General features: G+C 64.0%; 28 protein-coding genes and 1 pseudogene. 10 read left to right on the top strand and 19 right to left on the bottom strand.

Annotated elements, in window-relative coordinates; translation table 11 throughout:
* The first annotated feature begins 3 nt into the window (after window positions 1-3).
* Window positions 4-1194 (top strand): MFS transporter, encoded by a 1191-nt coding sequence (locus tag O3299_RS26685; protein WP_305063568.1) that lies wholly within the window; start codon window positions 4-6, stop codon window positions 1192-1194.
* On the opposite strand, the gene O3299_RS26680 is transcribed toward O3299_RS26685, so the two are convergent.
* The 4 genes from O3299_RS26680 to O3299_RS26665 all read right to left on the bottom strand — a co-directional run bounded on the left by O3299_RS26680 (window position 1191) and on the right by O3299_RS26665 (window position 4601).
* On the bottom strand, window positions 1191-1886 hold the full coding sequence (locus O3299_RS26680) for a Crp/Fnr family transcriptional regulator (protein WP_034759676.1): 696 nt from the start codon (window positions 1884-1886) through the stop codon (window positions 1191-1193). The two genes, O3299_RS26685 and O3299_RS26680, sit on opposite strands and share 4 nt — an antisense overlap.
* Window positions 1887-2041: 155 nt before the next feature.
* Complete coding sequence (locus O3299_RS26675) at window positions 2042-2719, bottom strand: response regulator (protein WP_170846465.1); 678 nt, start codon at window positions 2717-2719, stop codon at window positions 2042-2044.
* Window positions 2720-2722: 3 nt separating this feature from the next.
* Entirely contained in the window at window positions 2723-3955 is a 1233-nt protein-coding gene (locus O3299_RS26670) for a GAF domain-containing protein (protein WP_099665170.1), read from the bottom strand.
* A 64-nt stretch (window positions 3956-4019) separates the two neighbouring features.
* Window positions 4020-4601: a DJ-1/PfpI family protein gene (locus O3299_RS26665; RefSeq protein ID WP_099665171.1), complete on the bottom strand. Its 582-nt coding sequence runs from the start codon at window positions 4599-4601 to the stop codon at window positions 4020-4022.
* Window positions 4602-4796: 195 nt separating this feature from the next.
* Between O3299_RS26665 and O3299_RS26660 the strand changes: the two genes are divergently transcribed.
* Both O3299_RS26660 and O3299_RS26655 read left to right on the top strand, forming a co-directional pair.
* On the top strand, window positions 4797-5135 hold the full coding sequence (locus O3299_RS26660) for a hypothetical protein (protein WP_305063567.1): 339 nt from the start codon (window positions 4797-4799) through the stop codon (window positions 5133-5135).
* A gap of 69 nt (window positions 5136-5204) precedes the next feature.
* The gene (locus O3299_RS26655; protein WP_034781921.1) at window positions 5205-5504 is read left to right on the top strand and encodes an antibiotic biosynthesis monooxygenase; all 300 of its coding nucleotides are present in this window, start codon (window positions 5205-5207) and stop codon (window positions 5502-5504) included.
* Between the two features lie 42 nt (window positions 5505-5546).
* Here O3299_RS26655 and pncB read toward each other — a convergent pair whose 3' ends face one another.
* The 3 genes from pncB to O3299_RS26640 all read right to left on the bottom strand — a co-directional run bounded on the left by pncB (window position 5547) and on the right by O3299_RS26640 (window position 8048).
* On the bottom strand, window positions 5547-6737 hold the full coding sequence (pncB, locus tag O3299_RS26650; RefSeq protein WP_099665174.1) for a nicotinate phosphoribosyltransferase: 1191 nt from the start codon (window positions 6735-6737) through the stop codon (window positions 5547-5549).
* Window positions 6738-6814: 77 nt separating this feature from the next.
* The gene (locus O3299_RS26645) at window positions 6815-7678 is read right to left on the bottom strand and encodes a cysteine hydrolase (RefSeq protein WP_305063566.1); all 864 of its coding nucleotides are present in this window, start codon (window positions 7676-7678) and stop codon (window positions 6815-6817) included.
* 115 nt (window positions 7679-7793) lie between these two features.
* On the bottom strand, window positions 7794-8048 hold the full coding sequence (locus O3299_RS26640; protein ID WP_099665176.1) for a hypothetical protein: 255 nt from the start codon (window positions 8046-8048) through the stop codon (window positions 7794-7796).
* Window positions 8049-8187: 139 nt separating this feature from the next.
* Here O3299_RS26640 and O3299_RS26635 point away from each other — a divergent pair, with 139 nt between their 5' ends.
* The gene (locus tag O3299_RS26635) at window positions 8188-8487 is read left to right on the top strand and encodes a hypothetical protein (RefSeq protein ID WP_099665177.1); all 300 of its coding nucleotides are present in this window, start codon (window positions 8188-8190) and stop codon (window positions 8485-8487) included.
* 18 nt (window positions 8488-8505) lie between these two features.
* On the opposite strand, the gene O3299_RS26630 is transcribed toward O3299_RS26635, so the two are convergent.
* Window positions 8506-9012 (bottom strand): nuclear transport factor 2 family protein, encoded by a 507-nt coding sequence (locus O3299_RS26630; RefSeq protein WP_305063565.1) that lies wholly within the window; start codon window positions 9010-9012, stop codon window positions 8506-8508.
* Window positions 9013-9165: 153 nt separating this feature from the next.
* Window positions 9166-9771, bottom strand: coding sequence for an FMN-dependent NADH-azoreductase (locus O3299_RS26625; RefSeq protein WP_305063564.1), 606 nt, complete (start codon window positions 9769-9771; stop codon window positions 9166-9168).
* A 134-nt stretch (window positions 9772-9905) separates the two neighbouring features.
* Here O3299_RS26625 and O3299_RS26620 point away from each other — a divergent pair, with 134 nt between their 5' ends.
* Together O3299_RS26620 and O3299_RS26615 are read left to right on the top strand one after the other, a co-directional pair.
* Entirely contained in the window at window positions 9906-10820 is a 915-nt protein-coding gene (locus O3299_RS26620) for a LysR family transcriptional regulator (RefSeq protein WP_305063563.1), read from the top strand.
* A gap of 174 nt (window positions 10821-10994) precedes the next feature.
* Entirely contained in the window at window positions 10995-11222 is a 228-nt protein-coding gene (locus O3299_RS26615) for a hypothetical protein (protein ID WP_099665181.1), read from the top strand.
* 3 nt (window positions 11223-11225) lie between these two features.
* Here O3299_RS26615 and O3299_RS26610 read toward each other — a convergent pair whose 3' ends face one another.
* From O3299_RS26610 to O3299_RS26585, 6 genes are all read right to left on the bottom strand, one after another.
* Window positions 11226-11537: a MerR family transcriptional regulator gene (locus tag O3299_RS26610; RefSeq protein ID WP_046685292.1), complete on the bottom strand. Its 312-nt coding sequence runs from the start codon at window positions 11535-11537 to the stop codon at window positions 11226-11228.
* Between the two features lie 3 nt (window positions 11538-11540).
* On the bottom strand, window positions 11541-12467 hold the full coding sequence (locus O3299_RS26605; RefSeq protein ID WP_099665183.1) for a DnaJ C-terminal domain-containing protein: 927 nt from the start codon (window positions 12465-12467) through the stop codon (window positions 11541-11543).
* A gap of 130 nt (window positions 12468-12597) precedes the next feature.
* Complete coding sequence (locus O3299_RS26600; protein ID WP_305063562.1) at window positions 12598-13281, bottom strand: beta/gamma crystallin-related protein; 684 nt, start codon at window positions 13279-13281, stop codon at window positions 12598-12600.
* A 159-nt stretch (window positions 13282-13440) separates the two neighbouring features.
* On the bottom strand, window positions 13441-14436 hold the full coding sequence (locus tag O3299_RS26595; protein ID WP_180278612.1) for a beta/gamma crystallin-related protein: 996 nt from the start codon (window positions 14434-14436) through the stop codon (window positions 13441-13443).
* 102 nt (window positions 14437-14538) lie between these two features.
* The gene (locus O3299_RS26590) at window positions 14539-15402 is read right to left on the bottom strand and encodes a beta/gamma crystallin-related protein (RefSeq protein ID WP_305063561.1); all 864 of its coding nucleotides are present in this window, start codon (window positions 15400-15402) and stop codon (window positions 14539-14541) included.
* 179 nt (window positions 15403-15581) lie between these two features.
* A complete protein-coding gene (locus O3299_RS26585) occupies window positions 15582-16247 on the bottom strand; it encodes a beta/gamma crystallin family protein (protein ID WP_099665187.1) in 666 nt (221 codons plus the stop codon).
* Between the two features lie 189 nt (window positions 16248-16436).
* Here O3299_RS26585 and O3299_RS26580 point away from each other — a divergent pair, with 189 nt between their 5' ends.
* On the top strand, window positions 16437-17831 hold the full coding sequence (locus tag O3299_RS26580; RefSeq protein ID WP_305063560.1) for an MATE family efflux transporter: 1395 nt from the start codon (window positions 16437-16439) through the stop codon (window positions 17829-17831).
* Window positions 17832-18045: 214 nt separating this feature from the next.
* Window positions 18046-20256: a S9 family peptidase gene (locus O3299_RS26575; protein ID WP_305063559.1), complete on the top strand. Its 2211-nt coding sequence runs from the start codon at window positions 18046-18048 to the stop codon at window positions 20254-20256.
* Window positions 20257-20330: 74 nt separating this feature from the next.
* Here O3299_RS26575 and O3299_RS26570 read toward each other — a convergent pair whose 3' ends face one another.
* The 3 genes from O3299_RS26570 to O3299_RS26560 form a co-directional block, all read right to left on the bottom strand.
* A complete protein-coding gene (locus tag O3299_RS26570; protein WP_077400637.1) occupies window positions 20331-20516 on the bottom strand; it encodes a CsbD family protein in 186 nt (61 codons plus the stop codon).
* Window positions 20517-20690: 174 nt separating this feature from the next.
* Window positions 20691-21326, bottom strand: coding sequence for a bifunctional 2-polyprenyl-6-hydroxyphenol methylase/3-demethylubiquinol 3-O-methyltransferase UbiG (locus O3299_RS26565; protein WP_305063558.1), 636 nt, complete (start codon window positions 21324-21326; stop codon window positions 20691-20693).
* 70 nt (window positions 21327-21396) lie between these two features.
* Window positions 21397-23466, bottom strand: a complete 2070-nt coding sequence (locus tag O3299_RS26560; protein ID WP_289899954.1) for a M13 family metallopeptidase — start codon at window positions 23464-23466, stop codon at window positions 21397-21399.
* Window positions 23467-23604: 138 nt separating this feature from the next.
* Here O3299_RS26560 and O3299_RS26555 point away from each other — a divergent pair, with 138 nt between their 5' ends.
* Together O3299_RS26555 and O3299_RS26550 are read left to right on the top strand one after the other, a co-directional pair.
* A complete protein-coding gene (locus O3299_RS26555; RefSeq protein WP_099668200.1) occupies window positions 23605-24432 on the top strand; it encodes an HDOD domain-containing protein in 828 nt (275 codons plus the stop codon).
* 223 nt (window positions 24433-24655) lie between these two features.
* Window positions 24656-24907 (top strand): flagellar protein FliT, encoded by a 252-nt coding sequence (locus tag O3299_RS26550; protein ID WP_257218715.1) that lies wholly within the window; start codon window positions 24656-24658, stop codon window positions 24905-24907.
* Between the two features lie 431 nt (window positions 24908-25338).
* Here the strand turns inward: O3299_RS26550 and O3299_RS26545 are convergent.
* Window positions 25339-25894, bottom strand: a pseudogene (locus O3299_RS26545) (hypothetical protein); the annotation flags it as partial.

Genomic DNA, 25894 nt, shown 5'->3' with positions numbered 1-25894 from the left:
CCCATGCGCGATACCAACCCATCCATCACGACAGCACTTCCCCCTTCCCTCGTCTGGCTGTTTGCCACGGCGGCCGGCCTCAGCGTGGCCAATGTGTATTACGCCCAGCCCTTGCTCGCCACCCTGGCGCAGGAATTCGGCATGACGGAAGCGGCCAGCGGCATGGTCATCACGGCCACGCAGCTCGGCTGCGCGCTGGCCCTGCTGCTGCTGGTGCCCCTGGGCGACATGCTGAACCGGCGCCGTCTGACACTGTTCCAGCTGGGCTTGCTGGCCATCTCCCTGGCGGCGCTGGGCTGCGCCCGCTCCACGGCCGCCTTGCTGGGCGGCATGCTGCTGGTGGGTCTGCTGGGCACGGCTATGACGCAGGGTTTGATCGCCTATGCAGCCAGCGCGGCAGCCAGCCACGAGAGGGGCCGCGTGGTCGGCATGGCGCAGGGCGGCGTGGTGATCGGCTTGCTGCTGGCGCGCACCCTGTCCGGCGTGGTGGCCGATGTGGCCGACTGGCGCGCCGTGTACTTTGTGTCGGCGGCCATCGCCTGCGCCCTGCTGTTGCTGCTGTGGCGCAAGCTGCCGCCGGCGCAGCCGGCCAACCGACAACTGGCGTATGGCGCCCTGCTCGCCTCGATGGCGGGGATGTTGATGCACAACAAAGTCTTGCGCGTGCGGGGCACGCTGGCCCTGCTGATGTTTGCCGTGTTCAATATTTTCTGGAGCGCCCTGGTGCTGCCCTTGACGGCGCAAGGCTACAGCCATGCGGCCATCGGCGCATTTGGCCTCGTGGGCGTGGTGGGGGCGCTGGGCGCGGCGCGCGCCGGGGCGCTGGCCGATAATGGCCGCGCGCAGTGGACGACGGGCGCAGCCCTGTTGCTGCTGCTGGCCGCGTGGTTGCCGCTCAGCTTTGCGGGCGCGTCCCTGTGGCCCCTGGTCGTCGGCATCATCGCGCTGGACCTGGCAGGCCAGGCCATCCACGTGACGAACCAGAGCCTGATTTTCAGGCAGGACAGCGACGCGCACAGCCGCCTGGTGGCGTGCTACATGCTGTTTTATGCGGTGGGAAGCGGACTCGGTGCGATTGCCGCCACCAGCGTGTATGCGCTGGCGGGCTGGCATGGGGTATGCGCACTGGGCGCGGCGGTCAGCTTGCTCGCCCTGCTGTTCTGGCGACTGACCTTGCCTGCTGAAAAAGCTTAGTTCAGCATGGCCGTGGCGGAACCATGGCGATACGTCTTCAAGGCGTCCGGCTGGATCTGGATCAGCGAACCGCTGACTTTAATCAAATGCAAGTCCGTCAACTGGTGCAGCACGCGCGACAGGGTGGCGGGCGCCAGGTTCAGGAACGATGCCAGCAGACTTTTCTTCAAGTCCAGCTTGACCTCGTTCGAACGCTGCTGATCCGACGCTTGCAGCAGGTACTCGACCACGCGCTGGGTGGCGTTCTGCACGGAGCAGCGCTCCACGTTGCGGATAAAACCCATCAGGTGATGCGACAGGCTGTTCATCATCTGGCGCGCGATACGGGGCGACTGGTCCAGCAGGCGCAGCAGCGCGTGCGGCGGAATGCGCAGCAGCAGGCAGTGCTCGAGCGCTTCGGCGCAGAACGGATACGGTTCATCGAGGAAAATCATGGCTTCGCCGAAACTCTGGCCCGGGCGGATCAGTTCCAGTACCTTGTCGGTACCTTCCATGGAAAACACGCTCAGCTTGACGAGGCCGAAGACCACCACATAGGCGCCTTCCGCCACTTCGCCCTTGCGGAACAGCACTTTGCCTTTTTCCACTTCGACGCGCACGACATCCTGGCGCAATTGCTCTAATTGCGAAGGGGAAATATGGCGAAACAGAGCCTGGCTCGATAGCAAGCCATCGACGTTGACCTTATGCATGACACTCTCTTATTAGATTAGCGAATGACTAAGAGTGTAATGCGCAGGCACGGTCAAGGCCATACGTCAAAGGAACTAGGGTTGTCTAGGCCGGAACGCCATGCAGATCAAACAATCGCGCATTCCTTGCGCACTATTTGCACTTTGTTTGATCTTTATTTGCTCAACTCGCGCTCGACGGCATACACGGCGATCTGCACGCGGCTGCTGAGCTTAAGCTTTTTGAGGATGTTTTGCACGTGGATTTTCACCGTGCTTTCGGCCACGTCCAGCTGGCGCGCGATTTCCTTGTTGCTCAATCCTTGCGCCAGGCATGCCATGGCTTCGCGTTCGCGCGGCGTCAGTTTGTCATAGTCGGCCTGGGGCGCGTTCTGCCCCGCGCGGAACTGCGACACCAGCTTGGCCGTCATGGCGTCGGCGATCACGGATTCGCCGGCGGCGGCGCGGCAAATGGCCTGGCCCAGCTGCTCGGCTTCGATATTTTTCAGCAGGTAGCCGCGCGCGCCCGCGCGCAGGGCCGCGCCCAGGTCGGCCGCGTTTTCCGACACGGTCAGCATCAGCACGACCATCTGCGGCAAGTCCTGCAAGATCAGCTGCAGCGCCTCGACGCCGGACACGCCGGGCATGTTCAAGTCCATCAGCACCACGTCGGGCCGCAGTTCGGCCGTCAGGCGCACGCCGTCCAGCCCGTTCGATGCCTCGCCCACCACCTGGAATTGAGGATTGCGCTGCAGCAGCAGCTTGACGCCGCTGCGCAGCAAGGTGTGGTCGTCGACCAGCAGGATTTTGATTGGTGCGTTCACTATGTTTGTGGCCTGATAGGGATAAGTCATCTGTTACGCGGCCTGGCGCCGGGCTGCCGGCAAGGCCAGCGAGATCGTCGTGCCGCCGCCGGGCGTGCTGTCGATGGCAAATTGCGCACCGAGCCGCTCGGCTCTTTCCTGCATGATACGCAAGCCGATCTGCAATTCCGTTTTCTTGTCGCGCAGGTTGGCGGCGAAGCCTTCGCCATCGTCGCGCACCTGCAGCGCGAAATCGCGCCCGTTGACCACGCGCAGCGCCACGTTGCTCGCTTGCGCGTGCTTGCGGATATTCGACAGCGCTTCCTGCACGATGAACAGGATCTGCAACTGCTGCTCGGGCGCCAGCGGCGCGCCATTGCCGCTCATGTCCAGGGTGCCGACGACGCCCGTCTGCAGCTCGAACTTGGCCAGCACTTCCGACAGCTTGCTTTCCAGGTCGCTGCCATGCCAGCGCGTGCGGAAATTGACCAGCAATTCGCGCACGTCCTGGTAGCTTTGCTCGACGCCCATGCGCATCAGCGGCAACACTTCGGCCGCTTCGTCGAGCTGGCCCCGGCGCACGGAATCGTCGAGCATCTGCACTTGCAGGCTGATGAAGTTGAGGCTTTGCGCAATGCTGTCATGCAAGCCTTCGGCCAGCAGGCTGCGTTCGCGCGCCACGGCGAATTCCTTTTCGCGCGCGATCAGGCGCTGGTTTTCGATGGCGATGCCCAGGCTCTGGCCCAGCGTTTCCAGCCAGCCCTGTTGCTGCGCATGCACGGCTTGCGGGCGCGCAAAGTGCAGCGAAAAACTGCCCACCACCTGGTCGCGCGCGAGGATGGGAAAGACGGCGATGGCGATAAATCCTTCATCCTGGCAACGGTAGCGCTGCAAGGCATCGACCTGGCGGAAATCACGGATCTGGATCACGCCCTGCGCCACGGCCGCGCCGCACAGGCAATCGTTGTTGCGGATGCAGTGTTCCTCTTCCACCATGGCATCGGAAATGCCCTCGTGCACGATGATGTGCACGGTATCGTGCTGCGGATCGAGGATGCGCACGGTGCCCCCTTCCGCCTGCGCGAACTGCATCACGTGGCGCAGGAAGCCGCGGCACAGCGCATCGATGGCGTGCTGTCCCGCCAGCAAGGTGGAAATCTCGTGCAGGGTGGCCAGCTGGCGTTCCTGCGCGGCGCTCAGGCCCGATTCGGCTTGCGCCAGGCGGCGCTGGCGCCAGCGCGACGCTGGAAGTTGTTTGCGGGAAGATTGACTGCGCGGCGCATGCATGAAGAACTCGAATCTGAAAAGTGGTGCGCCCGGCAAGCGCTGCGGCTTGCCGGGCTGGTAAAGGTTACAAACGGATCTCGGTACCGAGCAGCTTGACGAACTGCGCCAGCCAGGCCGGATGCGCGGGCCACGCGGGCGCCGTGACGAACTGGCCATCCGTGACGGCGTCCGTGACGGCGATGTCGGCATACGTGCCGCCCGCCAGCTTCACTTCCGGCGCGCAGGCGGGATAGGCGGAAATGCGCTTGCCGCGGATGACGTCGGCGGCGGCCAGCAATTGCGCACCGTGACAGACGGCCGCGACAGGCTTGCCCGCGTCGGCGAAATGGCGCACGGCGGCGATGACTTTCTCGTTCAGGCGCAGGTATTCGGGGGCGCGGCCGCCGGCGATCATCACGGCGTCATAGTGGGCCGGGTCGATGTCGTCGAAGCTGGCGTTCAGGGTGAACAAATGACCGGGCTTTTCCGTGTAGGTCTGGTCGCCCTCGAAATCGTGGATGGCCGTCTTGATCGTCTCGCCGCTCTTCTTGCCGGGACACACGGCATGCACGGTATGACCGAGCATCAGCAGGGCCTGGAACGGCACCATCGTCTCATAATCTTCTGCAAAATCGCCGGTCAAAAACAGAATTTTCTTCGCTGCCATTTAGTTCTCCTATGAAAGATTGATCCCATATCCTTGCCTGCAGGACACACCGCAAGGCGTATCTTAGCGCGACTTGGCAACCATACTGGATATTTATCAAACTTTTGCGCCTTGATCGAGGATTTTACAGGCTGAGGCAGAATTTTTTACAGGCTGGCAGGTCAAACTCGGACGCCCCCACTCGAAAGCCTGGCCATGCACACCGCCGCCATCCCCCTTGCTGCGCCTGCCCTGATCCGTATCTTCGACCATTTTGCCGATGCGCAGCAGGCCCGCAGCGCCCTGCTCGACGATGGTTTCCCCGCGCACGCCGTGCAGCTCGACACGGTCGACGACGAGGCCGTCCCCACCGTCCCCATACAGGGCAAGGCCGCGTGGCGCGGCATGTTCCGCCTCGTCGTGGCCATCGGCAATGCGCAGGAACGGGAACGGGCGCACGCCATCGTGCAGGCGCATCACGGCTGCGATATCGACCAGCGCACGGCCAGCCACGCGGGCGGGCGGCGCGCAGGCGTCGCTACGCTCGCTGGCTGAGGCGCTCTCCCCCCGCGCGGCCAAATTATGGCAAGATCAAGCTTCCTTCATTCCTCAGTGGAACTTGCCATGATTTTTGAAATTGCCCACATCCAGATCAAATCGGCCACGCACGCTGCCTTCGAAGCGGCCGTGACGAAAGCCATCCCCCTGTTCCAGCGCGCGCGCGGCTGCGAGTCGATGCGCCTGGAGCGCTCGATCGAAAACGGCGACGCCTACCGCCTCGTCGTGGGCTGGACGACCCTGGAAGACCATACCGTGCATTTCCGCGGCAGCGACGACTTCCAGGCATGGCGCGGCCTGGTGGGCGAATTCTTTGCCGCCCCGCCCCAGGTCGAGCACATGAACACGGTGGTGACCGGGTTTTAATATCGGCAGGCGGCACGGGCTGTCAATGTCCGTGCCGGCGCCTTAAACGGCAGGGTGGTGAAACACTTGCCGCAAGTAGGCGAGGAAAGTTTCATCCTTGCACAGGGTCTTGCCCGGCGAATCCGACAATTTCGCCACGGACTGGCCATTGCAGCGCACCAGTTTCATGACGATGTTGAGCGGCGTCAAACCGACGTCGTTGGTGAGATTGGTGCCGATGCCAAAGCCCGTCATGATGCGGTCGGCGAAGTGCTGGTACAGGGCAAACGCCTTGTCCAGGTCCAGGCCGTCGGAAAATACGAGGCGCTTGGTATTGGCGTCGATGCGCAGGGCCGCATAGTGGGCCAGCGCCTTCTCGCCCCACTCGACGGGGTCGCCCGAATCGTGGCGCAAGCCGTCGAACAGCTTGGCGAAATACAGGTCGAAGTCGGCCAGGAAGGCGTCCATTCCCACCACGTCCGTCAGGGCAATACCCAGGTCGCCCCGGTATTCCTGCACCCAGTCTTCCAGTGCCGCCTTTTGAAAGTCGCGCAGGCGCACACCGAACGACTGGAACGATTGCATGTATTCATGGGCCATGGTGCCGATCGGCACGATGCCTAGCTTTTTCGCCAGGTAGACATTCGACGTGCCCTTGAAATACTCGGGCACCTCGCGCGCCAGGCGCTGCACCACCTCGTCATGCCAGGCACCGGAAAAGCGCCGGCGCACGCCGAAGTCGGAAAACTCGAATGGATGCTTGCGCCTTGGCAGCTTGCCGAATTCCTTCACGGCCGCCACTTTCAAGCCCAGGCGGTGGCGCCCTTCGCGCATGGCCGCATCCAGGTCGAAACGGCGGAAATACAGTTCGTTGATGATGTACAGCACGAAAATCTCGAAGCCCATCACGTGCACTTGCGGCCCGGCCGCGTGCACGAGCAAGGTGTCGCCATCCGTGCTCACTTCGATGAACTTGCGCTGGAAGCGGAACACCGTCAAAAAGTCGACGAAATCGCTCTTCATGAAGCGCAGGGTGCGCAAATAGGCCAGCTCGTCGTCGGCAAACGACATCGAGCATAAATGGTCGAGCTGCTCTTCCAGCTCGCCCTTCAGTTCGGCCAGGGGAAAGGCCGTGGCGTTGCGGCAGACAAATTCGTATTCGGTATGGGTATTCGGATGACCGTGCAGCAATGCTTGCCACATTGTAAATTTATACAGATCGGTTTCCAGCAAACTGCGCACTATCGGGGTCATGTGTGTTTTCTCCAACTTCCTGAAGCCAGAATAGTACGCCACTGCAAGCATTTCAGCAGGACACAATCGACAATGGCTCAGGCCGGCGCGTTCGCCTGCAGTTCGGGCAAGACGTCGGCGGACGTGGCCAGCCGCGCGCCGCGCGCATGCATGGCGGCCAGGAAGTCGCGCTGCTGCGCTTCGAAGCCAGTGACGGGGCTCATGCAGTCCGTCAGCAACACCAGGCGCGACAGGGCCTGCGGTCCCTGCTGCGCTTGCAGGTAATCGGCGATGTGCTCGGTGCTGGCTTTCACGCAATGGCTGCCCGCTTCGCCGGTGACATAAATCTGCTGCGCCGGCAGCAAGGTATCGAGGAAGGCGCGGTTGAGCTGGGTGGCCGCATCCTGCGGATCGGGCACTTCCGCCATGACGGCCGAGTAATGCTCGGTCCATGGATTCGAACCCTTGCTCAGCTTGGCCACCACTTGCAGCCGCTCCACTTCCCACGCGTTGTAGGCGGCGCGCACGGCCGCGTGGACATTCTGCCCCCAGCTGCCGATCTCGCAATGCACGGGCCACACCATCAATTGATAGCGCCCCGCTTGCTGCAAGGCATCCAGATAAGCCAGCGCGCGCGGCAAGGCGCCGCTGGCGGCGGGCAGGAACAGGCGGTCGCGTACCTGCTGCGCGCTGATCTGCGTAAATGGCGGCACGGCGCCGCCATCGCCCGTGCGCCAGAAGGCGGGGTGGGCGATGTCGTAACGGTGGTGCGCATCGAGCGTGATGCTGATCTGCGTCAAACCGCCGCCCCCTTCGCGGATCAGTTGCGCCACGCGCAGCATATCCTGGTGGGCGCCGGGCACGGCCAGCGCCGGTGCGGCGTCTGGCGGCAGCCATGCGGCGGGCAAGTCGCAAAAATCGTTTTGCGGATCGATGACGAGCAGGTGCAACTGGCGTTTCATGGCGGTCCTCTGGCGTGGCAATAGTTCGCATGATACGGGCAACTGCGCCGGCGCGCCTGCACCGGCTACGTGTGCTCATTCGCAATAACTTGCGCCGAAACAAGCCACGCGAGCTTCAGGGGTGGAAGACATAGCGGCGCTGGCGCCGCTCGACCAGCTTGACGGCCACCTCGCCCGCTTCCGCCACGGCGTCCGCTTCCGTTGTAAACTGGTGGTCGGCCGACACCCGGCGCTTTTTCACCAGGTTGACCCGGTGCATGGGGTTGCGCGACGGGGCATAGATGGCGACATAGGCACCCCATAGCTTGCAGCCCCGCAAGGGTTCCGCCGTGTAATTCACCTCATAAAAATCAACATACTTTATCGGCACGATGTTCGCTCCAAAAATGACATGGCCGGACAGCTTGTCTCTACGGACTGACGCGGTAAAAAGGTAAAACCATGCGTTCACGCCTGCTCGGGATACCCGATGCGGCTTTGTTTTTATAACGCGGCACAGGAGAAAATGGATGAATGACTACCTCATCTTCATGCACGACGACACGGAAACACCGGTGGACGTCGCCACGCCGGCCTGGGAAGATTACTTCGCCATGCTCAGGGCCAGCGGCCGCTTCTGCGGCGGCAGTTCCATCGGTCCCGGTATCTGCGTGCACCGGTCCGGCCAGGCCAAACCGGTCACGCCACACTTGTCAGGTTATATACGTGTACAAGCTGAAAGTATAGACGATGCAAAAAAATTGTTAATCGGAAACCCCGTACTGAACGCAGGGGGGACGGTGGAAATCCGCGAGCTGCCGCGCGACTGACACGGCGTCGCCGGCCCCCTACTTTCCGGCCTCGGCCGCGGAATGCATGGACCACACGACGCTGAGGATTTTCCATTCGCCATCGCGCTTGACCATTTGCCACGCTTCCACGCCATAGTTGGACAATTTATTGCCGACGAGGAATTCGTAGTCGAAGTTGACCCACGCGACATGGCGGTCCTGGGTGATCTTGACGTTGTAGAATTTTTCTTCCGTGCGCTGGGGTTCGCGCTTGATGAAGTTGGCGAAACCGACATAGCCGGCCGCCCCGACGCCGTCGAAGTGGACGTCCGTCGTGTCGCGCATTTTCTTGATGAAATCGTCGTCGGCAGGCGAGGCGAACAGGATGTTCGTATGCAGCAGCAGCGACGACAGCAGCTTGACATCCTTGGCGATCAGGGCCGCCTGGAAGTCGGCGACGACTTTTTCGATGGCGCGGATATCGTCGGACGTGGAGGCATGGCGCCCCACGTGGGACGGCGCCACGGGCGCAGTTTGCGCCAGCGCAATGCCTGCTGAAAGCAAAGAACATCCGAACAATATTGCGCTTGCCAACTTGTGCATGAGGGACTTTCATGGCGAACCGCTCGCCGGGCCGGCACGGGGCGTGCCGCCGGCAAGCTTATGTCAACCATGGCAGATTGGCAATCCCCCTTTGGAACTAGAGGCGAGCCTGATTCAGGCAGCCAGGGCTTCGATCGACGCGCGGCCCTTGGCGATCGCGCTGCTGACGGCTTCCTCGCCCATGGCCACGCCTTCGGCCTGCACGAACTCGATCTCGGTGATGCCGATGAAGCCCAGCGCCGTGCGCAGATAGGTGCTCAGGTAGTCATACGCGGCGCCGGGGCCTTCGCTGTAGACGCCGCCGCTGGCCGTGAAAATGACCGCTTTCTTGCCCGTGGCCAGGCCGACCGGGCCCGTCGCCGTGTACTGGAACGTGCGGCCCGCGCGCGCCACGTGGTCGATCCACGCCTTCAGGGTCGAGGGCACGGAAAAGTTGTACATGGGCGCGGCCAGCACCAGCACGTCGGCAGCCAGCAATTCGTCGACCAGGGTATCGGACAATTCCACGGCCGCTGCCGCCTGCGCGCTGCGCAGGTCGGCCGGCGTGAAGAAGGCGCCCATCACCTCTTCCGTCAGATGCGGCACGGGCTGCGCCGCCAGGTCGCGTTCGACGACGCTGGCCCCTTGCGCGGCCAGTTTGGCGACGAATTCGCCGGACAATTGACGAGAAAGGGAACCGCTGTTGCGCACGCTGCTATTAATGTATAAGACCTTGCTCATGAAGTGCTCCTGTGAAAACGGGTGACGGGAATGGCCGCATCGCAGCCCTTGCACACAGCATAGTTCGGGTCTACCATCGAGAAAACCGTGTAAATATAAATGATTAGCATCGAATTTCTAGATATGGAGTCAGCATGAGAGAACCGGGCCAGCCTTCGCTCGACCAGTTGCGCGTGTTTGTCGCCGTCATCGACGCGGGCGGTTTCGCCCACGCGGCGCGCCAGTTGCACCGCACGCAGTCGGTGATCAGCTACACCATCGCCAACCTGGAAGAACAACTGAACGTGGTGCTGCTCGACCGCGGCAAGCGCAAGCCCACCCTGACGGACGCGGGCAAGGCCCTGCTGGCCGACGCGCGCGCCGTGGCCCTGAAGGTCGACGGCATGCGCGCGCGCGCCAAGGCCTTGGCCGGCGGGCTGGAGGCGGAAGTGTCGGTGGTGGTCGACGTGATGTTTCCCACCTGCGTGCTGGTGCGCGTGCTCGAAGCGTTCCAGGCGCAGTTCCCCACCGTCGCCCTGCGCCTGCGCATCGAGGCCATGGGCGCCGTGGCGCAACTGGTGATGGATGGCAGTTGCCACATCGGCCTCGGTGGCTGGATGACGGCCACGGCCAGCGTCTTCGAGCGCCTGGCCGTGGGCCACGTGCGCCTGATTCCCGTGGCCGCGCCCAGCCACGCGCTGGCGCAGCTGGCCGGCCCGATCCCCTCCAACGTGGCGCGCGAACACGTGCAGCTGGTACTCAGCGACCGCAGCGTGCTGACGGAAGGCCAGGATTTCGGCGTGCTGGGATTGCGCAACTGGCGCCTGGGCGACCTCGGTTCCAAGCACGCGCTGCTGCGCGCGGGCCTGGGCTGGGGCAACATGCCCGAAGCGATGGTGCGCGACGACCTGGCGGAAGGCCGCCTGGTGCACCTGCCGCTGGCCGTCGACAATGGCGAAAATTACCCGATTTATCTGATCCAGCGCGCCGACACGCCGCCGGGCCAGGCGGGCAAGTGGCTGACGGAGCGGTTTGCGGAGCAGTTGCCGCTGCTGGCCCAAGGGTTTTAAACGCCAAACAAAACCTACTGCGCGTCGCGCTTTGCGGCCTGCGATGCTCACCGTACTAAAGTACGGTTGCGCTTCTTAGCCACAAATCGCTGCCGCTCGCTACGGTTTTGTTAGGCGTTGTGAGTTCACAATTGACACAGGTATGATGCGGGTAACACTTTAATAAGGAACCACATGGCCGGCATCGACGACTTCGTCAACAAACAAAAACCTGGCGCGCGCTTCGTCATCACGGCGCAGATGCTGCGCATGACGCCGCAGCAATTCGATTCGCTGGCGCAGGAATGGATGGAAGACGGCGGCCCCGGCTTCGACGTGGCCGGCATCCCGCACCGGGTGGTCGTCGACGGGCAGTTCTATATTGCCCGGCTCACCGTGCAGCGGCACGGCGAGCCGGCATAAGGTCTACTCGACGCCCAGCACGTGCAGGCGGCGCCGCAGGCGCGCCACTTCTTCCGACAGATCGACCACCAGCGCGGCCAGTTCGGCGTTCGCGTCGAACACGGATTCGATTTCGTGCAGGCGGCGCGCGCGCACCAGGTCCAGGCTGGTGAAGCGCCAGGCCGTGAGTTGCCCCGCCGGCGGGCCATTTTGCAGCAGCACGCCCGTCTGCACGTGCTGCACCACCCAGTCCGGCTCCACGGCGCAGGCGCGCGCCAGTTCTTCCAGGCTCAGGGCACGGTCTTCCAGCAATTCGCCAATTACCTTGTTTGTCATGATTTACCCTCCCAGCTTCTGGCGCGGATTGAAAGCCATCTCGCGCGCCATGGTTGCATACAGTTCGCGCGCCTTGTCATCGTTCGCCGGCGGCAGCACCACTTCCAGCAGCAGATACAGGTCGCCCGGCTGGGCGGCGGGGATGCCGCGCCCCTTCAGGCGCAGCTTGCGCCCCGTCTGCGAATTGGGCGGCACGCTGACGGACACCGTGCCCGATGGCGTGGGCACGTCGATCTCGCCGCCCAGCGCCGCTTCCCACGGCGTGACGGGCACCGTCTCGAAGACGTCGCGCCCTTCCACCTTGTAGCGCGCATCGGGCCGGAAGCGGATTTCCAGGTACAGGTCGCCGGCCGGCGCGCCGCCGCTGCCCGGATTGCCCTGCCCCTTCATGCGCAGCTGCTGGCCTTCCGTGACGCCTTTCGGTATCGTCACTTCCAGCGTGCGCTCGCGCGTCACCACGTGGCCTTGCGCATCCGCCTCGGGCACGCGCATGACAATATGGCGCTTGGCGCCCTGGTAGCTGTCCTGCAAATCGATGGTGATGGCGGCGTGGCTGTCCTCGCCCTGCATCTGGAACGTGCTGTTGGCGCGGCGCCGCCCGCCCACGTGGGCGAACAGGTCGGCAAAGAAGTCGCTGTCGTCGGCGCCCGACGATTCGTAGCCCGCACCCCAGTCCGGCGGCGGGCGGAAGGGCTCTCCCTTGGGATGGCCCTGCGCGCTGCGGCCCAGCTCATCGTAGGCGGCGCGCTTTTCCGCGTCGCCCAGCACGCCGTAGGCTTCGTTGAGGGCCTTGGTGCGCTTGTCGGCGTCCGGCTCCTTGCTCACGTCGGGATGGTATTTGCGTACCAGCTTGCGGTACGCCTTCTTGATCTCGGCCTCGGTCGCCGTCTTTTCGACGCCAAGTTCCTTGTAATAATCCTTGTATTCCACCGTGCCTGCTCCCCATGGTTGAAGTGCCTATGGGAAGAGTACACGAATTGGCCGAAGGACAGCGGACGCACAAACCAAACCGCCCGCGGGACACGGGTCGCGCGGGCGGTGCAAGGGCAGCGGAAAAGGTCTAGCGCACGCGGCGCAGCGAGGAAATGCGGCGGTCCAGGCCATTGTGCAGGCGCCCGTAGCTGCCTGGCCCCATCACCACGCAGCGGCCGCGGAAGTTGGCGTCGACGCAGAATTCCCAGCGGCCGTAATTGACGACGATCGATTCGGCGCGGTCGTTGAAGCCATAGCGGCTCAAGTCATGCACTTCGCGGTCCAGGCGCACGGGCCGGCCGCGCATGCCCGCATCGGGGAACATCAGCACGGCGCCGTTCATGTCGGGACGGTGGCCGCCGCCATGGCCGTGGCCAGGGTACGGGCGTTCCGGCTCCGGATACGGGCGGTTCGGCCGCGGCGGGTAGGGACGGTGATCGCCGCCGCCATGACCCGGCCTGCCCACTTCGCGCACCGAGGAAACGGCGTCGTTCATGCCCGGCATGGTGTCGTAGCGGCCCGGCCCCAGGGTGCGGCAGTTGCCACGGTAATTGGCGTCCTTGCACACTTCCCAGGTGCCCGAGCGCACGATGATGCTGGAGGTCTTGTCGTTAAAGCCCATGCGCGACAGGTCGCCCGCATCGGAACGCAGGGTGACCGGGCGACCGCGGAAACCGGCATCCTCGAACAGGGTGATTTCGCCCGCCGATGCGGCAAGGGGGGCGAGGAAGGTGGCGGCGCACAGCAGCGCGGGCCGGAAAGATCGAACCATGACAACTCCAATACTGAGACATTTTCGCCAGTGTAGTCCAGGCGGCAGGCGGCGAGTGTAACAAAGGGCAAGCAAATGTCAGCACACGGCAGGGAATGTAAAAACCGCCTGGCGGGGTCAACCCGGCAGGCGGCCTGTCAGTACCGCGTCAAGACGCGATCAGCGCACGCGGCGCAGCGAGGAAATCTGGTTTTCCATGCTGTTCAGGCGGCCGTATTCTCCCGGCCCGATCACTTCGCAGCGGCCGCGGAAGTTCGAATCGCTGCACACTTCCCACTGCCCCTCGTTGACGACGATGGACGAGGCGCGGTCGTTGAAGTTGTAGCGCACCAGGTCTTCCGCATTGCGGTCCAGCGCCAGCGGCTCGCCGCGCATGCCCGCTTCGGGGAACAGCAGGACGGCGCCGCGCTGCTGGTACTGCTGTTGCGGATATTGCTGTTGCGGATACTGCTGCTCGTATTGCGGCCGCTGGTACTGCTGCTCATACTGCTGCTGGCGGCGCGCTTCGCGCTCGTCGACCATGCGCGCCGACGAGACGCGCCCATCGAGGCCGCGCCCCAGGTCGTCGTGGCGGCCGGGGCCGAAGATGCGGCACACGCCGTTGTAGTTCGAATCGCTGCACAGCTGCCAGTAGCCGTTGTAGATGACAATGCTCGTGGTGCGGTCGTTGAAGCCGATACTGACGAAATCGTCCGTATCGCGGTTCAGGCGCGCCGAGCCGCCATTCTGCCCCGCGCCCGAATACACTTCCAGGGTGCCGCCACGGCCATAGCCGCCATGGCCGCGGTCCGGATCGCGCCCGGGGCGTCCCGGATTGTAGCCGTCGCCGCGCCCCGATTCGCGCACCGAACTGATGGCGTCGTTCATGCCCGGCATCGAGCGGTACTCGCCCGGCCCCAGGGTCTTGCAATTGCCGCGGAAGCCTGCATCGGTACACACGTCCCAAGTTCCAGAACGCACCAGGATGCTCGACGTCTTGTCGTTGAAGCCAAAGCGCGACAAATCGTCCGTCGTCTCGCGCAGGTTCACGGCGCGGCCCCGGAAATTATCATCCTCGAACAAGGTGATATCGCCCGCATGGGCGGTTGCATGCGCCCCCAGCGAGAGCAGCAAGGTCGCCGCGCATGCCAGCGCGTGTTTGAAAGGGCCCGTCATGATTAACTCCATTCTTCATTCTTTGGTGATGATACGCCTGGCCAAAACGCCAGGGTGTTAGTGTAACAAATACAAGGCCTCGGCGAAGGCCCGGTCGCGCATTCAATACAGGCGACGCAGCGAGGAAATGCGCTTTTCCAGCGTCGCGCCCAGGGTTTCATACTTGCCCGGTCCCATGCGCTCGCAGGTGCCGCTGAACTGCGAGTCCGTGCACACTTCCCAGGTGCCTTCGTGGATGGTCATGGAGGCGGCCTGGTCGTTGAAGTTCAGGCGCACCAGGTCGCTGACGTCGCGGTTCACCTGCAGCCCGGGTCCATTCAGGAACGCGCGGCCGTACAGCACCACCAGTCCCTCGTTATTCTGCGGACGGTTCTCTTCGCGCGGATCGACCATGCGCGCGGACGACACGCGCCCGCTCAGGCTGCCCAGGTCGTCGTGGGTGCCAGGCCCGAACACGCGGCAGCTGCCGCGGTAGTTGGAATCGCTGCACAGCTGCCAGTAGCCATATTCGATGCGCGCGCTGCTGGCGCGGTCGTTGAAGCGGATGTCGACCAGGTCGTCGCGGTCCGCGTTGATGCCGGCAGACGCGCCGCGCTGGCCGCCGTCCGCATACAGTTCCAGCGCCGCGCGGCGCCCGCCGCTGCCGCCGCTGCCGCCGACCTCGCGCACGGATGAAATCTTGTCGTTCATGCCCGGCATCGAGCGGTAGTCGCCGCGCTCCAGCGTCTTGCAATCGCCCTTGAAATCGGAATTCGTGCACACTTCCCAGCTGCCCGACTCGACCTGGATGCTCGACACAGTGTCATTGAAATTGACGCGCGACAGGTCATCGGTCGTATCGCGCAAGACCACCACCCTGCCCTTGAAATTATCGTCGGTGTACAGGCGGATCTCGCCGGCCTGCGCCGCGAGGTGGACAAACAGTGAACTGGCGCACAGCAGGGCAAAAGCGAACGGGCGATTCATGGGGCGGTCTCCGGTGGCGGCAAAGGCAAGTGATCGACATGACAACTGATGCCAGTGTAGCCATCCGTAGAAAAAACGGTGTAACAAAGTATGAGAAAAGGACAACAAATTGTTACCAAAAGCAATAACCGACCCTGCGGGAGCCGGTTATTGCCATTTCGCTGACGCGCTGCCCCGCGTCAGCGCACTTCGCGCACCGACGAGATGCGGTTGCTCAGGCGCTCCAGGCTCGCGTATTCACCGGGTTCCAGGGTGCGGCAGCGGCCGCGGAAATCCACGTCCTCGCACACTTCCCAATAGCCGGAGCGCACGCGCACGCTTTGCACCGTGTCGTTGAAATCGCGCTCGCGCAAATCGGCCGAGGCATTGCGCACGGTCAAGCTGCGGCCGGCGAAATCGTCGCGCGTATAGAAGGTCAGTTCGCCGCCCAGCGAGCGCCCCGGCAAATGGCCGCGCTCGCGGTCGCGGTCGCGGCGGCCGTCCCAGTCGCGCCCCCGGTCGCGGTCGCGGCCCGGATAACCATCCCAGCCGCCGCGCACTTCGCGCAGCGAGGTGATCTTGTTGGCATGGCCGTCCAGCGACGGATATTCGCCCGCCTCGAGCAGGAAGCAGGCGCCGCGGAAATCGGCTTCCTCGCACGCTTCCCAGCGGCCCGAGCGCACGCGGATGCTTTGCGTCGTGTCGTTGAATCGGACCTCTTCCAGGTCGGCGACGGCGTCGCGCACGGTGTGCGAGCGGCCGTGATAATCGTCGCGCGAATACAGGGTCAGTTCGCCGGCGCCGGCCAGTTCGGCCGTCATGGCGGCGCCCAGCAGCAGGGCGCAGTTCAAAGCTTTCTTCAACATGGTCTTACTCCATAGTCAGGGTACTGCGGTTGACTATTTGGTCATTTTGCCAAATAGAGCGCGCAGTCTATCCGCGACTGGCCCACTTAGCTGTAACAAATGATTACCATGCCCGGGCGCCAGGGATGCCATGACGGACAAGCACGGCGAATGCCGGTAGAATCTTGTGTTTAGTCAAGCTTGCCGACCATGCCACACACTACCTCGTTCACCCTGCCCGCCGTCCGTACTGAAATTTCTTCGCTGTGGAAGCTGGCATGGCCCATCCTGATCGGCCAGCTGGCCACCGTCGGCATGGGCGCGGCCGACGTGGCGATGACGGGCCATACGAATCCCGAGGAACTGGCCGCCGTGTCGCTGGGCGCGGCCATCTGGTCCATCGTACTCGTCACCGTGAGCGGCATCATGATGGCGATCAATACCCTGGTGGCGCATGAAATCGGCGCCGCGCGCCACGACCGGGTGCCGCACATCGTGCGCCAGTCGCTGTGGAAGGCGCTGCTCGTGGGCCTCGTGGCTTGCCTGCTGACGAACATGGCGGCGCTGGTGTTCGACCACCTGATGCTGGAGCCAAACGTGGCAGCCAAGGCCAAGCTGTTCGTGCACATCATCAGCTGCGCGCTGCCGCCGTTCGCCGCCTACCGCGCGCTGTACGGCTACAGCACCAGCATCAACCAGACCAAGCCCGTGATGGTCATCGCGCTGGCCGCGCTGGGCCTGAACATCCTCGTCAACTACCTGCTGATCTACGGCCACTGGGGCATGCCGAAGATGGGCGGCGTGGGCTGCGCCGTGGCCACCACCTGCTGCGTGTGGATGATGTTGCTGGCCATGCTGGCCTGGATCAAGATCGCGCCCGCCTACCGCACCACGTACCCGTTCACGCACTGGGAAGGGCCGCAGCTGTCGTCCATCGGCCCCATGCTGCGTCTGGGCCTGCCCATCGGCGTGACCTACTTTGCCGAAGTGAGCGCGTTTGGCGTCATCAGCCTGCTGGTGGCGCGCTTCGGCGTGATCCAGGTGTCCGCGCACCAGATCGCCCTGAATTTCTCGTCCGTCGTCTTCATGGTGCCGCTCACGTTCGGCATCGCGCTGGTCACGCGCGTGGGCCATGCCGTGGGCGAAGCCAACCTGCGCCGCGCGCGCTTCATTTCGTGGGTGGGCGTGGCCATGTCGCTGACGGCGGCCATCGTCTCGGCCACCGTCATCACCGTGTTCCGCCACCAGATCGCGCAAGCCTACACGTCCGACCCGCAAGTGCAGGCCCTGTGCGCGCAACTGCTGCTGTTCGCCGCCCTGTTCCAGCTGTCCGACGCGACGCAGGTGGCCACGTCCTGCGCCATCCGCGGCTACAAGGTGACGCGCCAGCCGATGCTGATCCAGCTGCTGGCCTTCTGGGGCTTCTCGCTGCCGATCGGCTACGTGCTGGGCCTCGCGCCAGCCGGTTTCCCCTGGTCGCCGGCCGAGCCGATGGGCGCCGCCGGTTTCTGGATCGGCCTCGTCACGGGTTTGACGGTCGCCGCCGTGCTGCTGACCTGGTACTTGAACCGGCTGTCGCTGCAGCGCCTGCGCGCGGCGCATTGAAACAATGCATGGAACACAGGGCGGCGCGCAACTTATGCATGCCGCCCTCCCTGCTTCGCCATACAAAGCCCCAGCGCCGCACTCTTTCTACCAAAGTAAAGAAGGCAATTGCTGGATTATTCCGTGACTGGCCCTATCGCATTAAACGCCGTGCTCTGGTATCGTTTGCTGTCAAGCATCTTCTTGACATCCCTTTACAATCACCGAGACATCCATGCGTTTTATTCTTTGTTTTCTGGCCGCGATGGCCAGCGTTCCCGCATCGGCTGAAAAGCTGACCCTGGAACGCATCCACGCCGATCCGGCGCTGGCCGGCCCCGGCGTGCGCAACCTGAAGGTCTCGCCCGACGGCGAGCGCGTCACGTTCCTGCGCGGCCGCGCGGACAACCAGTTCCAGCTCGACCTGTGGGAATTCAAGCTGAAGGACAAGAGCACGCACCGCCTGGTCGACTCGAAGGCGCTGGTGCCGAATGAAACGATTTCGCCCGAAGAGCAGGCGCGCCGCGAACGCGAGCGCACGGCCAGCCTGAACGGCATTCTCAGCTACAGCTGGTCGCCGGACGGCAAGCAGCTGCTGGTGCCGCTGGCCGGCAATCTGTACCTGGTCGACGCGGCCCACCCGGACAAGGCGCGCCTGGTCGCCAAGGGCAATGTGCTCGATCCGAAAATCTCGCCGAAAGGCCGCTACGTATCGTTTGTGCGCGATCAAAACATCTATGTGATCGACCTCAAGACGAACAAGGAACGCCAGCTGACGACCGATGGCAAGGGCACTATCCGCAACGGCGAAGCCGAATTCGTGGCGCAGGAAGAAATGGGCCAGCGCACCGGCTACTACTGGGCTCCCGACGATTCCGCCATCGCCTATAAACGCTATGACGAAGCGCCCGTGCCCGTCGTGCGCCGCTTCGAAATCTTCGCCGACCGCACCGACGTCGTCGAGCAGCGCTACCCTGCCGCGGGCGACCCGAACGTGCTGGTGCAGCTGCTGATCGTCTCGCCGGAAACGGGCGTGCAGCGCCAGGTGGACCTGGGCACGAACCCGGACATCTACCTGGTGCGCGCCGACTGGAGCGCGGACGGCAAGTCGCTCGTGTACCAGCGCCAGTCGCGCGACCAGAAGACCCTCGACCTGGTGGCCGTCGATGCGGCCACCCTGGCGCAGCGCACCTTGCTGACGGAAACGTCAAAGACCTGGGTCAGCATCCATGACGACCTGCGCTTCCTGCCGAACGGCCAGTTCCTGTGGTCGTCCGAGCGCACGGGCCGCAACCACCTGTACCTGTACGACATGAGCGGCAAGCTGCTGCACCCGGTCACTTCCGGCGAATGGGGCATCGACAGCGTGCTGGCCGTGAACCAGAAGACGGGCAAGGTCTACGTATCGTCGAACCGCGACGCCGTCATCGACAAGCAGACCTACGCCCTGGCCCTCGATGGCAGCACGGCCGACAAGCCGCAGCGCGTCACCAAGGCCGATGGCTGGCACGACACGACGTTCTCGCGCAATGGCGAAGTGTTCGTCGACACGTATTCCGACCCGGCCACGCCGCCGCAAGTGAGCATCCGCCGTCCGGACGGCGCCATGGTGGGCTGGCTGGAAGAAAACGCGCTGAACGCCAGCCACCCGTACTTCAAGTACAAGGCGGACCACCTGCCGACCGAATACGGCACCCTGAAGGCCAACGATGGCCAGACCTTGCACTATTCGATCGTCAAGCCGTCGAACTTCGACGCGGGCAAGCGCTATCCCGTCTACCTGTCGACGTATGGCGGCCCGCACTCGCAGCACGTGGCTCGCCGCTGGGGCAACAACTTCGACCAGTACATGGCGCAGCAGGGCTTTGTCGTCTTCCGCCTCGATAACCGCGGCTCGTCGCGCCGCGAGCGCGCGTTCACGGACGCCATCTATCACAACCTGGGCGCAGCGGAAGTGGCGGACCAGCTGGTGGGCATCGACTGGCTGGGCAAGCAAAGCTTCGTCGATCCAAAACGCATCGGCGTGTTCGGCTGGAGCTACGGCGGCTTCATGACGCTGCGCTTGCTGTCGGCAGCGTCCGACAAGATCGCCATGGGCGTTTCCGTGGCGCCCGTGACCGACTGGTCGCTGTACGACACCCACTACACGGAGCAATTCCTCGGCATGCCGAAGGAAAACGTGGACGGCTACAAGGCCAGCACGGTGTTCGCCCACCTGGACGGCCTGAAGTCGCCGCTGCTGCTGGTGCACGGCATGGCCGACGATAACGTCTTGTTCAGCAACAGCACGCGCCTGATCGACGCGCTGGTGAACCGCGGCGTGCAGTTCGACCTGATGACGTATCCGGGCGCCAAGCACGGCATCTCGTCGCGCGCGGGCCAGCGCCACGTGTACAAGAAAATCGAGCTGTTCTTCAAGCAGAACCTGGCCAATCCAGTGAAATAAGTTTGATCGGCATCAAATAAAAAAACCGCCGCCTGTCTCGCGACAGGCGGCGGTTTTTTTATGCGTGCGCCAGATTACGGTTTGCGCGTGACGGTTTCCACCGCGTCCTTGACGTCGCCGACTTTCTTCTGCACTTTGCCTTCGACCTGGTTTGCCAGGCCCTTGGCTTGCTGTTCTTCGCTGCCGACGATCTTGCCAGCGGCTTCCTGGATTTTACCGCCGACTTCCTTCAGTTTACCTTCGACTTGATCTTTGTTCATGATGGATCCTCACTGTAGTTGGTACATCTGTTGTCCGGCCCCGAAGGGCCGGTACTGCGGCTCACACGCTGTTGCAAACTGCTTGCTGCGTGTCGATGTGTCCATACTACGGGGCGGGGGATCAATGCTCTGTACGGTTCCTAACACATGCTCAATTTGCGCCAATATCGGCGATCACGCGGGCTTGCGCCACACGGTGGCCAGCCACGGCTGCTGCTCGCGCGGCAAGCCCGGCGGGCGGTAGTACTGGTCGAGCAGGCTGAAACCGGCCGCCTGCACATAGGCGGCCCACGTCTCCTCGTCGTGATAGCTGCCGTAGCGGGCGCCGTTCCAGCCTTCCTGGTTCTGCCCGCGCGGATTCGAGCTGAACAGCACGCCACCGGGCTTCAGGCAAGCGTGCAAGGCGCGCAGCACGCCGGGCAAGACGGCGCTGGGCACGTGGAACAGCACGGCATTGGCAAACACGCCGTCGAAGTGCGCGGCCGGCAAATCGAGGTCGACGAAATCCTGCTGCCACACGGTGCAGCCGCTGTAGGCGCGCGCCATCTCGACGAAGCGTGGGCAGCCATCGACGCCCGTGGCCTGATGCCCCATGGCCGTGAACGCCTTCAGGTCGCGGCCCGGACCGCAACCGAGGTCGAGGATGGCCAGCGGCGCCGGCTTGCCGATGGCGCCCAGCAGCGCGGCGATGTTCTGGCTGACGTCATGGTCGCGCGTGCCTTCGAAAAACTGCTCGGCGCTGGCGTCGTAATGGGCCAGGGTGCGGCCCGTAATGGCGTGGATGGGGTCTTGCGGTGGGCTTGGCTGCATGGCGGTCCTGTCGATATGTTCCGCCATTTTACGCTGCCGACCAGCTCCCCGGCCGGCAGCGTCAGCACTCTTACCAGACGCGCACGCGCTGCTCCGGCGCCAGGTACAGCTGCTGGCCCGGCTGGACGTCGAAGGCCGGGTACCAGGCGTCGAGGTTGCGCACGGTGGCGGCACGGTATTGCGCCGGCGCGTGGCCATCCGTGAGGATTTGCTGGCGCGCCGCCGCTTCGCGCGCCTTGCTGCGCCAGCTGACGCCATAGCCCGTGAAGAAATCGCGGTCGGCGCCCGCCTGCAGCGGCTTGCCCTGCTGCGACAGGGTGAACGCATCATGCGCTGCCGCCACGCCGGCCAGGTCGGCCAGGTTTTCGCTCAGGGTCAGCTGGCCATTCACGGCCAGGTCGGGGAACGGTTTGTAGGCCGCGAACTGCGCCACCAATTGCTTGGATGCCGTCTGGAAATGCGCCAGGTCGGCCGGCGTCCACCAGTCGCGCAGCTTGCCCTGGGCGTCGAACTGCGCGCCCTGGTCATCGAAGCTGTGGCTGATCTCGTGGCCGATGGTGGCGCCGATGCCGCCATAATTGGCCGCATCGGATGCCTGCGGGTCGAAGAATGGCGGCTGCAGGATGGCGGCCGGGAAGTTCAGCGCGTTTTGCAGCGGCAGGTTGACGGCGTTGACCAGCTGCGCCGGCATGGCCCAGGCCTTGCGGTCGGGCGACTGGCCCAGCTTGGCCAGTTCCTGGCGATAGTGGAACTGTTCCGCCCGCTGCACATTGCCCAGCGCATCGCCGCGCACCACGCGCAAGCCAGCATAACTGTCCCAGCGTTCCGGATAGCCCACGCCCACGTACAGGGTTTGCAGTTTTTCCTGCGCCTGCGCCTTGGTGGCCGGCGCCATCCAGTCCAGCTTGTCGATGCGGCGCGAGAAGGCGGCGACGATATTCGTCACCATCTCCTGCACGCGGGCTTTCGATTCCGGCGGGAAATAGCGTTCCACGTACAGCTTGCCGACGGCGTCGCTGAGGGCCGCATTCGTCGCGGCCAGCGCGCGCTTGCTGCGCGGCGACTGCTGCGGCGTGCCGCTCAGGGCGCTGCCATAGAAGGCAAAGCGCTGGTCGGCGGCCGCCTTCGGCAAGGTGGTGCTGAAATGGTTGATGGCGTGGAAGGCCAGGAAATCCTTCCACGTGGCCAGCGGCACGCTCGCCACCAGCGCGGCACTGCCCGTCATGGCCGACGGATGCCAGACGATGAAATCCGTCTGCTTGCCCAGGCCGGCCGCCTGGAAGAAGGCTTGCCAGTCCAGGCCCGGCGCCTTGCTGGCGAAGTCGGCGGCGCGCCACGCGTTGTTGCCCTTGGCGACATCGGCCGAATCCTCGCGGCTGGCGTGGCTGGCGGCAATTTGCTGTTCCAGCGCAAACACGCGCGCGGCGCGGGCCGGCGCATCGCCGTAGCCGGCCTGCTTGAGCATGGCGGCGATATGCGCCTGGTAGCCCGCGCGCAAGCCCTGCATGCGGGCGCTGTCGTCCTGGTAAAAGGCGCGGTCGGGCAAGCCCAGGCCGCCCTGCAGCAGGTAGGCGACATTGCGCGTGGTGTCGTTCAAGTCTTGCGCCACCCACAGGCCGAACAGGTTTTCCGTATAAAAATTGGTGGAATTGAGCGGATCGACATCGGCGCGCAAGCTCTCGCCCAGCGCGCGGGCCAGCCCTGCCTGGTCGCGTATGCCATTGATCTTGCTCAACAAGGGCTTGATCGGGGCCCAGCCTTTCGCTTCGATAGCCGATTCGTCCATCCAGGAACGGTAAAAATCGCTGACCTGGCGCGCGGAGGCATCGGCCTGCGGCGCCGCCGCCAGGCCTTCGACGAGGGCGATGATGCGCTCGTTGGTGGCATTGGCGAGGATGGCGAACGAACCCCAGCTGCTGCGGTCGGCGGGAATCTCCGTGCCGCGCAGCCAGTCGCCATTCACGTAGTCATAGAAGTCGTCGCCGGGCAAGGCGGCGGGGACGGCGGCGCCAGCGACATCGGCTGCCGCCGGCTGGCCGTGCGCCCGGGCGGGCAAGCCGGTCAGCGAAACGCCGGCCAGGGCGAGGACGATGGCGGCCTGGACTGGCGTCCGGGACCAGGAAAAACGCAAACCGTGCATGGCGATCCTTTCGATGGAATAGTCAAAATCATAGCCTGTTTCCCATGCAAAAAGCATCCCGGAACTTTTTTGCATGCGGACAAAAAATCGGCCTATAGTTTCACGAGTTCGTGCCGCGCGTACGCCAAGGAGATTGCCATGCAACTGGAAGCGCTGTTCCAGCAACCCCACGCCCTGCCTGCCGCCCCGAAGATCGTCGATGAACTGGTGCGCAGTTTCGACAACCCCGCCATCGCCACCGAAGACATCGCGCGCCAGCTGGGAGCGGACCCGGCCTTGAGCGCCAAGCTGCTGCGGCTGGCCAATTCAGCCTATTACCACGTCTCGCGCAGCATCGGCACGGTGGAAGACGCCGTGCTGATGCTCGGTTTTGTTACCGTGCGTACCCTCGTCATCAGCTCGGGCCTGGTCAGCGGCTTCAAGGCCGTGCCCGGCCTGAACCTGCCGCAATTCTGGCGCTACAGCCTGCACAGCGCCGTGTCGGCCCGCTGGATCGCCAGGCAGACGGGCGACAACCAGGACCTGGCGTTCACCATCGGCATGATGCATGCGATCGGACAACTGGTGATCCATGCCGCCATGCCCGAGCAAGCCATGCAGCTCGACAAGATCGCGCCACCGCTCGATGCGCGCCGGCTCGACGCGGAGCGGGTCTCGCTGGGCTACGACTACGCGCAGGTGGGCGCCGAACTGGCGCGCCGCTGGAAATTCCCCGGCGCCTTTGCCGACGCCATCGCCGCCTTTCCCGACCCGCTGGCCAAGGCGCCGCTGAACCGCCTGGCCGCCATCATCCACCTGGCCGCCTGGCGCGCCCGCATCGATGAAAACGCCCTGAGCAATGAAGAAATCATCGCCTGCTACCCCGGCAACGTGGCCGAAGCGCTGGGTTTGCCGCCCTCGGTACTGGTCGACAAGATGCCGCCGCCAGCCGAACTGAGCGCGGGATTGGAAGAACTCGTCAAATAAATCCCCCACCGCCGGCATCGCCGACCCTGCATCCATGCGGGTTTGCGGGCGATTCCGGCGGATCGCCAAAATTATCCAAATTATTTTCACTTTTTTTTCAAAAACACCCTCAAGTTCCCGTCAAGCACGCCGTTAATCTAGACAAGCGGTAATCCATTCACTAGTTACGGGTGTGCTCATGACCTCCAACGACGTTCTCTCGATGTATGAAAATATTGCAGGAATGACCAATAAAATGGTCGTGGCCGCACGTTCGAGCGACTGGAATGACTTGGATGCCCTGGAAAACCAGTGCGCCAGCGCCGCCAGCACGGTCATGACGGGCAAGGTGCCCGCCCAGGCCGGCGCCTCGCGCCTGCGCAAGATCGACTTGCTCAAGCAAATCCTGGCCAACGACCGCGAAATCCGCACCATCACGGAACCGTGGATGACGCAGCTGCCGAACGCCATGCAAGGTTCGCGCGCCCGCATGTAAGTCATATGGCAGCACCAGAAACGACAAAAGCACCCGCGGGTGCTTTTTTTACGTCTGCCGCCTTGCCGGGGAGCGCGCCATCTGCGGCGCTCGGGAAACAAGGAGGGGGAATTTGGAAGGCGAGCCCCAGGTATCTCCTGGCGTCGCCTCGCTGCCGGTTGCATCCGGCGTTCGCGAGCACATCGTCGGCATCGCGAACCGCTTCCAGACCCAGGCGTTTATGCAACGCTACACCTGTTTGCCGCGCCACACTATCGTTGGTGACTGCGCCAGGCTGGGGCTGTTTTGTCGTAGAGCAAGTCCACTGAATTAATCATATCACCATATTTAAGAAACAGGCAACACGCGATACAAGCATTTTTCTGTCTTTTTTCAATATCTTTTTTTATATCAAATTCCGGCGCCGCCTTGTCGCAGCCATTGCAACATCATCAACGCGAGAACGGCTCCGGTTCCGGCTCGTCCGCCGCCCCCTCCTCCACCGCCTCCGTCAGCACGGGCGCCTCCTTCTTCTTGGGGCCGAATGGCTTGCGCAGCAAGACCCAGTATTTCGACGGCGCGCCCGGCCCCGCCACCTGCCTGCGCTTGCGCACGACGTACACGATGAGGGCCGTCAGCAACAGGAAGGCCAGGGTGCCGATACCCAGCCACAGCAAGCCGTTGCCGCCCGCCTTCTTCTCGGCTGCCGGTGCCGCGTGCAGGGGCTTGGGCTTGGCATGCGGCGCCTGCGCCTCAGCCGGCGCGGCAGCCGGCGCAGCGGCGGCAGCGGCGGCAGCAGCGGCGGCAGGCTGAGCCAGCGCCTGCTGCAAGGCGCCGATCTTGCCTTCCAATTCGCCGAGCTTGTCATTCAAAGCCGCGTTTTTCTCGTCCAGCGCCACGCATGCTTGCGCCTGCTCCATATTGGCTTGCGGCGCGCAAGCGGCGACGGGCGCCGTGGCGCGGCGCAACGGCGCCGGACGCAGCGCGGCAGCGGCCGGCGCGGGCGCG

The organism is Janthinobacterium sp. SUN176 (assembly GCF_030587335.1).
In the GTDB taxonomy this organism is placed as follows: domain Bacteria; phylum Pseudomonadota; class Gammaproteobacteria; order Burkholderiales; family Burkholderiaceae_D; genus Janthinobacterium; species Janthinobacterium kumbetense.
Note: the sequence above shows the minus strand (reverse complement) of the source record. Positions and strands in the feature narration are given on the sequence as shown.

Bases quoted from the DNA above. Each gene is read 5' to 3' on its own strand.
- O3299_RS26685 (WP_305063568.1), top strand. From the start codon at position 4: ATGCGCGATACCAACCCATCCATCACGACAGCACTTCCCCCTTCCCTC.
- O3299_RS26680 (WP_034759676.1), bottom strand. From the start codon at position 1,886: ATGCATAAGGTCAACGTCGATGGCTTGCTATCGAGCCAGGCTCTGTTT.
- O3299_RS26675 (WP_170846465.1), bottom strand. From the start codon at position 2,719: ATGACTTATCCCTATCAGGCCACAAACATAGTGAACGCACCAATCAAA.
- O3299_RS26670 (WP_099665170.1), bottom strand. From the start codon at position 3,955: ATGCATGCGCCGCGCAGTCAATCTTCCCGCAAACAACTTCCAGCGTCG.
- O3299_RS26665 (WP_099665171.1), bottom strand. From the start codon at position 4,601: ATGGCAGCGAAGAAAATTCTGTTTTTGACCGGCGATTTTGCAGAAGAT.
- O3299_RS26660 (WP_305063567.1), top strand. From the start codon at position 4,797: ATGCACACCGCCGCCATCCCCCTTGCTGCGCCTGCCCTGATCCGTATC.
- O3299_RS26655 (WP_034781921.1), top strand. From the start codon at position 5,205: ATGATTTTTGAAATTGCCCACATCCAGATCAAATCGGCCACGCACGCT.
- pncB (WP_099665174.1), bottom strand. From the start codon at position 6,737: ATGACCCCGATAGTGCGCAGTTTGCTGGAAACCGATCTGTATAAATTT.
- O3299_RS26645 (WP_305063566.1), bottom strand. From the start codon at position 7,678: ATGAAACGCCAGTTGCACCTGCTCGTCATCGATCCGCAAAACGATTTT.
- O3299_RS26635 (WP_099665177.1), top strand. From the start codon at position 8,188: ATGAATGACTACCTCATCTTCATGCACGACGACACGGAAACACCGGTG.
- O3299_RS26625 (WP_305063564.1), bottom strand. From the start codon at position 9,771: ATGAGCAAGGTCTTATACATTAATAGCAGCGTGCGCAACAGCGGTTCC.
- O3299_RS26620 (WP_305063563.1), top strand. From the start codon at position 9,906: ATGAGAGAACCGGGCCAGCCTTCGCTCGACCAGTTGCGCGTGTTTGTC.
- O3299_RS26615 (WP_099665181.1), top strand. From the start codon at position 10,995: ATGGCCGGCATCGACGACTTCGTCAACAAACAAAAACCTGGCGCGCGC.
- O3299_RS26610 (WP_046685292.1), bottom strand. From the start codon at position 11,537: ATGACAAACAAGGTAATTGGCGAATTGCTGGAAGACCGTGCCCTGAGC.
- O3299_RS26600 (WP_305063562.1), bottom strand. From the start codon at position 13,281: ATGGTTCGATCTTTCCGGCCCGCGCTGCTGTGCGCCGCCACCTTCCTC.
- O3299_RS26595 (WP_180278612.1), bottom strand. From the start codon at position 14,436: ATGACGGGCCCTTTCAAACACGCGCTGGCATGCGCGGCGACCTTGCTG.
- O3299_RS26590 (WP_305063561.1), bottom strand. From the start codon at position 15,402: ATGAATCGCCCGTTCGCTTTTGCCCTGCTGTGCGCCAGTTCACTGTTT.
- O3299_RS26585 (WP_099665187.1), bottom strand. From the start codon at position 16,247: ATGTTGAAGAAAGCTTTGAACTGCGCCCTGCTGCTGGGCGCCGCCATG.
- O3299_RS26580 (WP_305063560.1), top strand. From the start codon at position 16,437: ATGCCACACACTACCTCGTTCACCCTGCCCGCCGTCCGTACTGAAATT.
- O3299_RS26575 (WP_305063559.1), top strand. From the start codon at position 18,046: ATGCGTTTTATTCTTTGTTTTCTGGCCGCGATGGCCAGCGTTCCCGCA.
- O3299_RS26570 (WP_077400637.1), bottom strand. From the start codon at position 20,516: ATGAACAAAGATCAAGTCGAAGGTAAACTGAAGGAAGTCGGCGGTAAA.
- O3299_RS26565 (WP_305063558.1), bottom strand. From the start codon at position 21,326: ATGCAGCCAAGCCCACCGCAAGACCCCATCCACGCCATTACGGGCCGC.
- O3299_RS26560 (WP_289899954.1), bottom strand. From the start codon at position 23,466: ATGCACGGTTTGCGTTTTTCCTGGTCCCGGACGCCAGTCCAGGCCGCC.
- O3299_RS26555 (WP_099668200.1), top strand. From the start codon at position 23,605: ATGCAACTGGAAGCGCTGTTCCAGCAACCCCACGCCCTGCCTGCCGCC.
- O3299_RS26550 (WP_257218715.1), top strand. From the start codon at position 24,656: ATGACCAATAAAATGGTCGTGGCCGCACGTTCGAGCGACTGGAATGAC.